General features: G+C 69.2%; 11 protein-coding genes and 1 pseudogene. 1 reads left to right on the forward strand and 11 read right to left on the reverse strand.

Annotation, left to right across the window (positions count from 1 at the left end; translation table 11 throughout):
• Positions 1 to 9 precede the first annotated feature (9 nt).
• From P1K31_RS17910 to P1K31_RS17945, 8 genes and pseudogenes are all read right to left on the reverse strand, one after another.
• Complete coding sequence (locus P1K31_RS17910; RefSeq protein ID WP_276306677.1) at positions 10 to 1,281, reverse strand: AI-2E family transporter; 1,272 nt, start codon at positions 1,279 to 1,281, stop codon at positions 10 to 12.
• 423 nt (positions 1,282 to 1,704) lie between these two features.
• Positions 1,705 to 2,106 (reverse strand): acyl-CoA thioesterase, encoded by a 402-nt coding sequence (locus P1K31_RS17915; RefSeq protein ID WP_276306678.1) that lies wholly within the window; start codon positions 2,104 to 2,106, stop codon positions 1,705 to 1,707.
• Positions 2,107 to 2,410: 304 nt separating this feature from the next.
• Positions 2,411 to 2,704, reverse strand: a pseudogene (locus tag P1K31_RS17920) (aminotransferase class I/II-fold pyridoxal phosphate-dependent enzyme); the annotation flags it as partial.
• A gap of 41 nt (positions 2,705 to 2,745) precedes the next feature.
• On the reverse strand, positions 2,746 to 3,087 hold the full coding sequence (locus tag P1K31_RS17925) for a glycerol dehydratase reactivase beta/small subunit family protein (protein WP_276306679.1): 342 nt from the start codon (positions 3,085 to 3,087) through the stop codon (positions 2,746 to 2,748).
• On the reverse strand, positions 3,084 to 4,967 hold the full coding sequence (locus P1K31_RS17930; RefSeq protein WP_276306680.1) for a diol dehydratase reactivase subunit alpha: 1,884 nt from the start codon (positions 4,965 to 4,967) through the stop codon (positions 3,084 to 3,086). Before P1K31_RS17930 ends, P1K31_RS17925 begins: the two co-directional genes overlap by 4 nt.
• A 61-nt stretch (positions 4,968 to 5,028) precedes the next feature.
• A complete protein-coding gene (locus P1K31_RS17935) occupies positions 5,029 to 5,442 on the reverse strand; it encodes a diol dehydratase small subunit (protein WP_276306681.1) in 414 nt (137 codons plus the stop codon).
• Complete coding sequence (locus P1K31_RS17940; RefSeq protein WP_276306682.1) at positions 5,439 to 6,026, reverse strand: propanediol/glycerol family dehydratase medium subunit; 588 nt, start codon at positions 6,024 to 6,026, stop codon at positions 5,439 to 5,441. Before P1K31_RS17940 ends, P1K31_RS17935 begins: the two co-directional genes overlap by 4 nt.
• 1 nt (position 6,027) lies before the next feature.
• Positions 6,028 to 7,746, reverse strand: coding sequence for a propanediol/glycerol family dehydratase large subunit (locus P1K31_RS17945; RefSeq protein WP_276306683.1), 1,719 nt, complete (start codon positions 7,744 to 7,746; stop codon positions 6,028 to 6,030).
• 295 nt (positions 7,747 to 8,041) lie between these two features.
• On the opposite strand from P1K31_RS17945, the gene P1K31_RS17950 reads away from it, so the two are divergent.
• The gene (locus tag P1K31_RS17950; protein WP_276306684.1) at positions 8,042 to 8,443 is read left to right on the forward strand and encodes a GlcG/HbpS family heme-binding protein; all 402 of its coding nucleotides are present in this window, start codon (positions 8,042 to 8,044) and stop codon (positions 8,441 to 8,443) included.
• Positions 8,444 to 8,501: 58 nt separating this feature from the next.
• On the opposite strand, the gene P1K31_RS17955 is transcribed toward P1K31_RS17950, so the two are convergent.
• The 3 genes from P1K31_RS17955 to P1K31_RS17965 form a co-directional block, all read right to left on the reverse strand.
• Complete coding sequence (locus P1K31_RS17955) at positions 8,502 to 9,554, reverse strand: Cdc6/Cdc18 family protein (protein ID WP_276306685.1); 1,053 nt, start codon at positions 9,552 to 9,554, stop codon at positions 8,502 to 8,504.
• An 813-nt stretch (positions 9,555 to 10,367) separates the two neighbouring features.
• The gene (locus P1K31_RS17960; RefSeq protein WP_276306686.1) at positions 10,368 to 11,099 is read right to left on the reverse strand and encodes a YqcI/YcgG family protein; all 732 of its coding nucleotides are present in this window, start codon (positions 11,097 to 11,099) and stop codon (positions 10,368 to 10,370) included.
• 101 nt (positions 11,100 to 11,200) lie between these two features.
• The gene (locus tag P1K31_RS17965) at positions 11,201 to 11,869 is read right to left on the reverse strand and encodes a DUF1989 domain-containing protein (protein ID WP_276306687.1); all 669 of its coding nucleotides are present in this window, start codon (positions 11,867 to 11,869) and stop codon (positions 11,201 to 11,203) included.
• Positions 11,870 to 11,909 lie beyond the last annotated feature (40 nt).

Genomic DNA, 11,909 nt, shown 5'->3' on the forward strand with positions numbered 1-11,909 from the left:
GTCCTCCGCTCACCCCTCGCTATCCCGAGCGCGCTCGGCGTCGAGGTCGTCGCGGGCGTCGGGTTCGACGCCGGCTCCCTCCGTCGCCTCTTCACACGCGACGGCGTCCGCGTCGCCCTCGTCGGAGCCCGGCTCGTAGACCGATCCGTCGGCGTCCGGGATCGGGTCGCGGCCGACGGCCGCCGGGTCGACGTGCTCGCCGTGAACGAGTTCGGGGAGGACGATGCGGGCGAGGTGGACCGCGACCACGAGGATCAGCGGACCGAAGAAGAGCCCGTACCAGCCGAAGATGAGCGGACCGAGGATGTACGAGAAGAGCACGAGGCCGACGTGGAGGTTCCGCCCGGAGATGTAGGGTCGGAGGAGCAGTTCCGTCGCCCCGTCGATGACCGCGAGGCTCACGAGGAGGAACGCGATCGGGTACCAGAGAAGCGCGGGATCGGTCAGCAGCGAGAGCCCGAACAGGTAGAACACGACCGGCACGTAGACGACCTTCATGCCGACGACCGGGATGAGGCTCGCCGCACCGGTGAGCAACCCCAGGAGCGTCGGCGCGGGGATCGAGAGCGCGGGCGGCGCGATCACGTCGAGGGCGTTGTAGGAGACGGCGGCGACCACCGCAACGACGAACGCGTTCAGGATATTGCCGAAGTAGACGGTCTTGAGGTCGCGGTCGACCGCGGTTCCGAACGCGACGAACGCCGGGTCGTCGCGGGCGAGCGCGGAGCGGACCCACCCCGCGAGCTTGAAGTCGTCCCGCAGCAGGTAGAACGCGACCGCGAGCGCGATGAACAGCTGTATCAGCCCGGCGGCGAAGACGCCCGCGTACCCCCCGGCCGCCTCGGCGACCTGTCGCGCCGTCTCGGGGGTCGCGAACTCCTGTATCTGCTGGGGGTTCGAAAGGACCGAGGAGAGGAGTTCCCGGGGGCTTCCGAGGACTGCGTCGCCGACGTACGGCCGGAGCGTCTCCTGATACGCGCTCAGGTCGGCGGCGGCGATGCCGCTCAGTTCCCGCACGCCCACGGCGACGGTGTAGGCGAGCAGCAGGAGGATCGGCAGCACGATCAGGACGAGCGCGAGGCCGGCCCTGAGCGACCGCGAGGGGAGCCGATCGCCGAGGCGCTCGTAGACGGGACGTGTCGCGTAGTAGATGAACACCCCGAGGACGAACGCGCCGAGGTACTCATAGACCGCGTAGAGGAGCACCGCCCCGACGACGACCGTGATCGCCCACCACGCGACCTGCGAGCGATCCTCGGCGAACCTCGATTCGATTCCCATGACGGTCCTTGCGCTACGACGGTGAAAGGAGTTCTGTCCCTCGGGGACCGTGGCGGTACCGGATCGTCGAGGGGTGCGAACCGCCGATCGGATCGCCACCTCCGGACGAAGTAGCTCCGAGCGCGGCGATCCGGGACGAGCGCGCACCGCCGGCCACGGTCACGGTGATCGGTGGAGGCGGCATGGGTCACGGCATCGCGCGGAGGTTCGACGAGTCCCGTTACGGAGATACCCTCGTAACGAAAGTGACGGTTGCGGGACGGTCGCCGACCGACGGAACGCGCCGTCGCTTCACTCGTTACGTGCCGTGCAGAGGCCGGGGTACGCTTCACCGCGGTCGTCCGGACCGTCCCGGGACCGTTTCGAATGGGAAGCGATCGGAGGGCGGTCGGGCTCCGCGGGGCTCGCTCGGACCGCGGGCGGTCACTCGCTCCGGTCGTACGCCGAGAGGCGCTCGCGCCAGGCGGTCGGCAGCGGACGCGACCGCTCCGTCTCGCGGTCGTAGGCGACCTGGACGGACTCCGCCGTCGCGGCGAGTTCGTCGTTCGCGTACACCTCGTACGCCATCGTGACGCTCGATTCGCCCAACCGCGCCACCTCGAGGTCGACGCGCACGGCGTCGCCGAGGTCGATCGGGCGTCGGTACTCGATCTCCTGGCGGGCGATCACGGTGTCGACGCGGTCGAGGCGCTCGTCGAGCACGTCCCGGAAGAACGCAGAGCGCGCCTGCTCGAGGTAGGTGACGTAGACCGCGCTGTTGACGTGGTCCATGGAGTCGATGTCGCGAAAGCGAACCTGGATCGTCGTGGTGTGCGGAGCGGACATACCACGGCCACGGGAACGGGCGTCGTAAATCTTCCCCGGGACGATCGGTCCGTCACCCTGGACGGCGTCGCACCCGCCCCGGACGCGGGATTGGCTCCCGCCGGGAGTGTCCGACCCCGTCAAGCGACGTCTGTACGGCGTCGCTCCGCGACGCCACCCCTATAGTAACACTATTCAGTAAAACTACCTATATTGATAAATCAGTGAAATAATTCAGTAATACTGAAGCGCGCGTCGAGCGGCGTGGTGGGACGCTCGGCCCGCCGGAGCGACGCCGCGTCGGACGGTGCGGGAGGCGATCCACCTACCAGAAGCGCCCCTCCTCGAGGCGGGAGAGCGCCTCCTCGATGGTCGCCTCGTTGCGCGAGAAGGTGAACCGCACCCAGTCGGCACCCCTCTCGGTGTAGAAGCTGCTGCCGAGGACGACCGCGACGCCCGCCTCGCGGACGAGCCGCAGGGTGAAGTCGGTGTCCGCCTCGTCGGTGGGGTAGCGCGTGAGCATGTAGTAGGCACCGCCGGGGTTCACCGGGTCGAGACCGACCTCGCGGAGGCCGTCGTACAGCAGGTCGCGGCAGCGCTCGTAGGCGTCCGCGAGGTCGGCGCGGCGTCGAAGCGCTCTACGGGCGGTCCGCCGCCGCGTTACAACCGAAGCGGGAGACGCTTGGCGAGCCGCCCCGCGTTCGTCCCGAGCCGGCGGGCGTCGGCGGGCGAGGGGCGATCGACCGCGAGCAGCGGCTCCGATCGTGCCAACCGTTCGTGGTGGAGAACCCCGCGCGCGGGGGACAGCGCGACGCCGATCCCGAGCCTCGAGTCGGCCGCCGCCTCGAACGCGGCCGCCACGGGGTCGTCGAACGCGGCCTCGGCGACCCGAACCGGGACCGACTCCTCCTCCAGGCCGTACTCGACCCGCTGGGGGAGCGCCCCGCAGTCCGGCGTCGCGACGAGGCACACCGCGGGCGGGGCGTCCGGAGCGTGGGTCATCCGGCGTCGCCCTCCGAGGCGCTCCAGCCGAACCCCTCGTCGATCTCCAGGTACTCGCCGCCGTCGATGTGCGAGAGCGCGAGGCCGGTGGCGACGGCGTTTCGCGGCCCCTGGCCGCCGCGGACGTTCCCCCGCCCGCAGACGATCCCGTACTCGGCGAGCGCGTCGGAGATCAGTTCGGGAATCTCGAAGTCGAGCGCGGACCGGCCGACCATCACGACGAACGGGAGGTGTCGGACGTTGTGCGTCGGCGTGACGAGCTCGAGCGCCCGGCGCGCGTTCTCGACGAACACCTTCGACTTCGCCTCGCGGCGCACGTCCCGGATCGTCCGGAGGTCGTGATCGGCGACGATCGGGTCCATCGAGCCGTCGTCGCGGAGCAGGACGACCCGGCCGAACAACTCCGGCGAGACGGGGTCGTCGAGGAACTCGACCGACCCGCTCTCGTGCCGGATGCTGTGGAGGGTCTGGACCTTCGCGAGCGGGTTGACCTTGATCGCCTCCGCGAGTTCGGGGTCGTCGAGGCCGAGCTCGGAGTCGATGAGCATCGTGACCATGTCCCCCGCCCCGGCGAGGTGGATCGAGCTGACGGTCTGGTCCGCGCTCATGTAGGCGGCGTCGGTCGAACCGCCGCCGATGTCGAGGATCGCGAGCGGGAAGTCGGTCCCGGGCGTCGTCAGGGCACCGAGGACGGCCATGGTCGCCTCGACGCCCTGGATGCGGACCTCGACGTCCAGGCGCTCCTCGAGCGCGTCCGCGATCTGCCGGAGGGGCAACCGACTGGTCTTCACCATGGAGGCGACGCCGACGGCGCTCTCGAGCGCGAACTCGTCTGCGACCGCCCCCTTCACCTCGGCGGGGACGAGCGTGTCGACGGCCAGGAGGTCGCGGATCCGGATCGCCGAGGGGTCCTGATCGGTGATCCGGGCCATCTCCGCGCGGGCGCGGTTCAGCATCCCGCCGACGTTCGTCCCGGACTCGCCGGTGACGTCGCTGATCGGCCACGCCCGCTCTACGGCGTCCATGATCGCGTCCGCCCCGTCCTCCGTGTCGACGGCCTCCGTGTTCCCGTTCCGGTCGGTGACGCGGATCGTCCCCGCCGGGATGCTCCGCTCCTCCACGTCGCCCTGCGGCGTCTCGATGACGACGGCGGACTTGTTCCCGACGAGCGCCCGCGCGACCGGGATGACCTTCCGCGTCTCCTCCGGGGAGAGGTCGAACAGGGTGGCGATGCCGTAGGGGTTCGAGAGCTCCTGGACGGTTCGACCCTCGGGGGCGACCTCGACGGCCGCCGGCTGGCCGCGGGGGACGGCCTCCAGCCGGGAGACCTCGTCGACGATCGGGATCTCCCGGTCGAGTCGGTTGGCGACGAGGACGCCGTCGTCCCGCTCGAGGATCGCCCCCTCGACGTCGAAGCCCGCCTCCCACCACTCGTTGATCCGCGCGGCGGCGATCGCGAAGTCGACGGAGCCCGGAACGGCGAGGATGACGGCCGACCCCGCCTCGACCGCGTCGAACGACGCGTCGACGTCGAGGACCGTCCCCCGCCCGATCCCGACCCCGCCCGGCGTCGACGGGTCGTGGCCGATCATCGTCGATTCGGTGACGACGGTCTCCGTGATCGTCTCCATCGCCACGTCGCCGATGACGGGAGCCGCCTCGTTGAGCAGCAGGAGATCGAGGTCCGAGAGCGCGATCCCCGCGCGGTCGGTCGCCCCGCGGAGGGCGTTCTCGATCCCCGGGACGTTCTCCGTCGTCCCCTTCAGACCGGTCGTCCGAAAGAGGCTGGTCGCGACGAACTCCCAGCGGTCGTTCGCGTGCCGGAGTACCGCGACCTCCGTGCTCGAGTTGCCGATGTCGATACCTGCGATGTAGTGCATGAGTTGTGTATCACCGGAAGCGACGCATCGAGGGCGACCGCGCCGCCCTCGCGCGTCGCGCTCAGAACAGCCCGCGCTTCTCGTAGATGTCTACGGCCTCGCGGACGTGGGCCGCGTTGATCGTCGCGCCGTACTCGCTCTCGAGCTCCTCCGCGATCGCCAGCAACTCGTCCCTCTCGGCACCGCTCGGGCGGAGCGCGTTGTAGATCTCGAGGATCCGGTCGTCCGGCACCGTCGAGAGCTCTGCGGCCCGCCGGAAGTTCCGCGCGACCTGCGGTCGGCCGTTTGCCTCGGCGATCTTCGCCTGTTTCTCGAGCGTCTCCGGCGTGATCCGGATGTCGTCGCCCTCGACGCTGCCGTCGGCGACGGCGTCGAGCGTGATCTCCGAGAGCGTGACGCCCTCGGGCGTGGTGACGGCGTCGGGTGTCTCCGCGAGCGGGTACGTGGGATCGTGGTCGTCGTTCGTGTCGGTCATCGGTCCCCCTCCGTGGTGAATTCGACCGCGAGTTCGGTCGGCTGTCGGTCCGGGTCGAGCGACTGCATCTCCTTTATGTGCAGGACGGCGGCGAGCGCCTGGTACTTCGGCCGCGCCATCTCGTCGTTCTCGACGGTCACGGGCGCGGGGGACTCCCCCTTCGCGTACCGGGCGGCGTTCCGGCCGATCGCCCGGAACTTCTCCTCGTCGAGCAGCGGCGCCTGCGGGAACAGTTCGAGGTTGTCGAGCGGCACCAGGTCCGCCTGGTGGACGAGCGTCGTCCCGCGCGACTGGATGCCGATCGCGATGCCGGAACCGCTCAGCTTCGCGCCGCGACTGCCGATCTGCCCGAGGTCGGCCGTGTCGGAGAAGCGGACGACGCGGGCGGTGACGCCCTCCTCCTCGATGCCGGCCATCGTCTCCCGGAGGACGTCCGCGTGGGAGACGCCGACCATCGTCTCCGTCTGCTCGACGCCGAACTGGGGGCTCACCGCGATGACCACCTCGTCCGCCGCCTGTCCCTTCTCTGCCGGACCGACCTCCGAGAGGTCGAGCCGTACCGTCCGTCGTGCGTGCGTGCTCATGTCACACCTCCTTGGGGTCGAACGCCTGGCGGATGTCCTTGATCTCCTCCCAGCGCTCCTCCGAGAGGCGGTACCCCGTCCCCGGTCCCTCGTAGTCGTTCGCGTCGTTGACCGCGCTGACGACGTCGAACGACTCGTCGATGACCGCGGCGGTCTGGAGGTAGTCGCCGGAGACGCGCTGTTTGAGCATGTTCAGGAGGTTCTCCGCCATCTCCTCGAAGCCGTTGTCGGCGAGAACCGCGACGACGTCCGCGCCGGTCACTCCGCCCTCCATCAGTTCGCCCGCGGCCTTGAGGTCCTCCGCCTGGTTGCGGTCGGGCATCTCCGCGGAGCCGTCGGCGTAGGTCGCCGCCTCGACCTCCTCGTCGGTGACCGGCGGGAAGCCGAGTTCCCGGAAGACGACCTGGAGCGCCCGCGCCGCCCTGTTGCGCGCGGCGATCACGTCCTCCTCGTCGACGGGCTTCAGCCCGCCGTCCACGGCGAGGTCCCGCTGAATGACGTTGTAGTCGTCGAAGTCGTAGGAGTCGAAGTTCGACCCCGCGAACATGTTGTCGTAGTTCGGGACGGCGCTGAACCCGGAGAAGATGAAGTCGGTGCCCGCGAGCAACTGCGGGAGCGTGCGAGCCATCTGACGCTTGTGGGAGTGCGAGAACGTCTGGTCGTTGCCGGAGGCGACCTCCAGGTCGACCATCGTCGTGATGAGGTTCTCCGCGAGGACGCCCCGGATGCCCCCGGGAACGGAGGAGGGGATGGCGATACAGCTGATGCCGCCGTTCTGCAGCCCCTGCACCCCGCAGCCCTTGGTCACGAGGACGCAGCGCGTCTCCAGGTAGAGCATCGACTTCCCCTCGGCCTGGCCCATGTTGACCTCGGAGCCGGAGCCGGAGGTGAAGCGCATCTTGAGCCCCCGCGAGGCGTAGCCCGAGGCCAGAAACGCCTTCGACCAGGGCGTGTCGTCGCCGTCCTCGAACACGGACTCCGTCCCGTAGACCGAGACCGTCTCCGCGTAGGCGGTGAGGCCCTTCATTCCCAGCTCCAGCTCGGTCGCCTCCTCGACGGCGCACTGCGTGAGGACGCCCCCGCGGCCCGCCTGCGCGCCGACCGTCTGGGCGAGCGCGTTGAACGGCGCGTACCGGGCGACGCCGACGGTCGTCTCGATCTCGTCGAATCCACGGAGCGTCGCCTCGGCGGCGTCGGCCGCGATCTGGACGGGGTGGTCCTTCACGCTCGTCACGTGCGCCTGGTTGCCGGGCGTCCGGCGCGTCCGCATCTTCGTGAGCGCCATCATCATCTCGAGCGTGTTGAGGTGTCCCACCACGTCGGTGAGCTTCGCCGGCGTCATCGCGGTCGTGTACTCGACGATCTCCGTCCGCGGGACGTTGATGTCGACGAGCCTGCGGGCGAACTCGAGGGAGTCGATCGCCATCGCCTCCTCGGCCCGCTCGGCGTCGAGGGCGTAGTCGGCGATGAAGTAGTCGAGGAAGTCGAACTCCTCGCGGGGCGTTCCGTCCATCTCGACGATCGTCCCGTCCTCCACGGTCACGCTCGGTTCGGGGTCGTTCGGCCCGTCCGTCGCGACGAGGCCCACCTCTGGCCACTCCCGGGCGAACCCGTCCTGATTGACGGGCCGTTCGTCCAGTAACTCGAACCGCCGCGACCGCCGCGGTCCCGCCGGCCGTTCCGCTCTCGCTCCGTCGGGACGAAGCTGATCGTCGGACATGTGAGATATGGTATCGAGTGTGACCCCATAGTTCTTTCCGGCGCGTAGACAAATTCGGTGAGATAATCCAAACCACGTTTGTTACGTACCTCATGAATCTCGTAATTACATGAATGTGCGTCGGGGTCACGTAGCGACGAGGGGACCGGTGTACCACCCGTCCGACCGTGCCGGGGGCGTGCGCCCCGCTGTGGGGCGACCCACGGTCCGGCCTCGATCGGAGATGACGGCAGGTCGATACGTACGTAATAGTATAAGTTGGGTGACGCCTTCGGGACGGTGTACGGTGAGTGCCATGGTGAACCTATCCACTGCGACCGCGGTCGTCGACGCCGCGGTCGAGGAGGCCGAAGAGATCGAGGTACCGATGTGCATCGCGGTCGTCGACGAGGGCGCGAACCTGGTCGCGTTCCGACGGATGGACGGCGCGCTCCTCGCGAGCGTCGACATCGCGCGGGGCAAGGCCTACACCGCGGTGAGCCTGCAGATGCCGACCGCGGACCTCGCGGAGGTCGCCCAGCCCGGGGAGTCGCTCTTCGGGATCCACACGACGAACGACGGCCGGATCGTCGTCTTCGGCGGCGGCGTCCCGCTCCGCGACGGCGGGACGGTCGTCGGAGCGATCGGCGTGAGCGGCGGGAGCGTGGACGAGGACGTGACCGTCGCGGAGGCCGGCGTCGCGGCGTTCGAACCGTAGCCGCCCCGCCGCGCTCGGAGGCGTCGGAGTCGGGCGGCGGCGACGCACACCGCCGCCGTCAGGTGCGATCGGTAGAGGGATCGCGCGCGTCGCTCGCCTCGCCGGCCCGATCGACGTCCGTCCGCTCCCTCGCGCGACGGACGTGTCGCTCCTCGACGCGCTCCGCGCCCGCCGCGTCGGCGACCTCCCCCGCCGTGCGGAGCGTGTCGAGGGCGCGGCGGGCGTCGCCGTGTTCCCTGGCGGCGAACGCGGCGCAGAGCGGGATGACGCCCTCGGCCACGCTGCCGTCCCGGAACGCGGTCGACGCGCGGACGCGGAGGACGTCACGGAGCTGGTTCGCGTCGTACGGCGGGAAGACGACCTCGACGTCGCCGAGGCTCGATCGCACCCGCGGGTCGAGCGACTCGGTGAACGTCAGGTCGTTCGAGATGCCGACGACCGAGACCCGGGACCGTTCGAGTTCGGCGTTGACCCGGAGGAGCTTGTAGAGCGCGTCACCGGCGCCCTTTCTGACCAGCCTGTCGACCTCGTCGAGGACGACGACGACGCTCCGCTCCTGCCGATCGACGGCGCGAACGAACGCCCGATAGACCTGCCCCGTCGGCCAGCCCGACGGCGGAACCGGGCGGTCGTCCTCGGCCGTCCCGCTCGCGGCGGCGACGCGGTTCGTCAGGCGCGCGAGCACCCGGTACTCGGTGTCGGTCACCTCGCCGTTCACGTACTCGATGTGACAGGGCACGCCCGCGCCGCCCGCCGCCCGGAGCAGTTCCCCCGCGACGTACCGCACGCACACCGTCTTTCCCGTGCCCGTCTTCCCGTAGATCTGGACGCTCGAGGGCGTGTCCCCTCGCAACGTCGCACCGAGGTGCTCCGCCAACTCCGTGATCTGTCGCTCCCGGTGGGGGAGCAGGTCGGGCGTGTGCGAGGGGCGGAGCAGGTCCTTGTCCTCGAACACGGTCCCCCGACCGAGCAGCGGCTCGAAGAGGCCGGCGGAGCGCTCCCTGTTTCCGAGACCCTCCGCGACCTCGACGGCGGGCTCGCGCGACCGCGGTCGGTCGGTCGGGGGGTGGTACTCGGCCGCTCGGTCTCGAGGTCGTCCGTTCTCTGTCATTGGTCAGCATCCGCGGGTCCCGTTCCGATCCGCCCGTGGAGAGCCGCGGCTCCTCGCCGCGTCGTTCGGATACCACGCTCGTTCACGGATCGGGAGACGCGCTGTCTGGTACTGCAGTTCGACACCGTCAACCGCCATAAACCCCCGTCAGACTTGCGACGGAGTAATGTAAGACAAATTCGCGCGGAAGGGGGTGACGGTACCGGGGTCGAGGGCGACCTACCGTCAGACACGCTGCCGTCGTGTGGTTCTGTGCTGGACTGCGCCCCAGTGATGCGATTCTGCCCCGCCAGCGGACCGTTACACGGTCGCCCCCTCGCACCGCGACGGTCGACGCGCTCTCCCGATCGCCGTGCGGGTACCGTCGGACGGAGGTGGTGGTGCGGGTTTCGTCTCGGACGCACGTACCGACCCCCTCACCCGCGTAGGGAGCGCATGGAACCGCGTCGGTATCCGGCACCGGTCGAGGAGGGTGACACCGCCGCGGTGCTCTCCCCGTCCCACGCGCCGACGACGCCGTTCGACCGGGGCTCGAACGGCTACGGTCGTTCGGCGTCGACGTGGACGTGTACCCGACGGCGAGACGGGACACCGAGTGGCCGAAGCGCCACCCCGAGGAGAGCGGCGGGCGTGACGCGCGTTCCGGGACGACTCTCGATCGCCGGCGTCGTCGCGACGATGGGCGGAAACGCCGGGCACCAGCTCCTCTCGCGGCTGGACCCCGACGTCGTCCGGCGGTAAGTCCCCCGTTAACCGGCGCGCGGCGCGCTCGAGGTGCGCTTCGGCGTCCGGGCGGAAGGGGACCGGTTCGCGTTAGTCCCCGCCAATTCGCTCCCGCAACTGTCGGGTGAACACGTCCGACAGCGGAAACCGCTCGGTCGTCTCCTCGTTCGACTCCGGCAGGAAGTACTGTTTCCACTCGTAGCTCGTCGGATCGGTGTAGTCGCCGATGTCGGGATGCGGTTCGACGTCGTCGTAGGCGCGCAGTCGGGCCCGGATCGCCCGTCGCGCCCGCTGTCCCTCGACCGTCTCGGCACCCAGCCCCTCGAACACCGAACGCGGCTGGATCGTGATCTCGAGACCGTGGGGCGTGTAGCGACTCTTCCGCTCGTCGTAGAACGGTGCGCGGGCGACCATGAACAGGGGCGTACCGTCGTAGCAGAACGTCCACTGTGGATCCGTGGGATCCTTCGGGATCGACGACGGCCACGGTTCCGTGTCGGCCTCCCTGAGAGACGCGAGCAGGTCCCAGAACGCGGACTCGTACCAGTCCGCCGACCGCTCGCGCGACGGCGGCTCGAAGAAGGCGACGAGCGAGGTGATGTCGCCGATCGAATCCGCCTGCGCGAGGTACTCGCGCAGGCCCTCGGCGAGGGTTTCACCCCCCTCGGCGGTCGGCGGCGACGGGGCGAAGAGGTACCGCAGTCGGCCGTTCCTGTGAGCGTCGACGGCGAAGTAACACGGAAACGGCGACGACGTGTCGACCATCGTGTCGTGGAAGTCGAGGTAGCGTTTCGCCTTCCACTCCCCTAGCTCCCCTGTCATTATCCTGTCTTCGATTTCATCCCTTCGGAGCAAGACGAATCACCAGTGGCCGCTAGACTGTCGGCCGCTCCCTTAATTACAATTCATCTTATCAGCGGTAATTATCGGCTAATCGTTCCGCTCCGGTGTGGATCCCCGTCCCCGTCGAGCACCGACGCGATGTGGACCGTCGTGGCGTCCGGGACGCGGAGATCGATCGGAGTGAGGGTCGTACCGCTCGCGATCCCCTTCGCCGAACACGCCGACACGGCGACCGTCGCGTCACGTTCGGCGCGGAACGTGACGGTGTCGCCCGCGTCCGCGGGGCTCTCGCGCACGTCGAAGTAGACCTGATCCGTGATCGTCGACTGCTGGAAGACGTTCATCGCGTCCGGGACGGCGTGCTCGTCGAGGCCGACCTCGGCCATCGCCAGCGCGAGGTTCTCCCGACAGCCGCCGGGTTCGTCCTGAACGCCGCCCTCGATCGGTCGATCGGTGAGCATCCACTCCGTGCACGGGCCGAACAGGATGTCGTGGACCCCGCAGTCGTCGCGGACGATCGTCAGGATCTCGTTTCCGGCGGTCGTGTAGAGGTGATCGCCCGTCGAGATCCGGACCTTTCCGTTGAGATCCCGGGTATAGGCCTGCGAGAAGGACTCGGTGGGGTCTTCGCGGTCGAACGCGACGAGGTCAGCGACCTGCCGCTCCTCCGGGGTGATCACGTCGAAGGTCGCTCCGCCGTCGACGTGGAACGCCGCTCCGCTCTGTTTCGGGATCCGGTGTGTCTCCATACGGATCGTTTTCACGGAGTCCGGATTAAATGTTGAGTCG

It is taken from the genome of Halomarina halobia, assembly GCF_029338575.1.
Classification (GTDB): Archaea; Halobacteriota; Halobacteria; order Halobacteriales; family Haloarculaceae; genus Halomarina; species Halomarina halobia.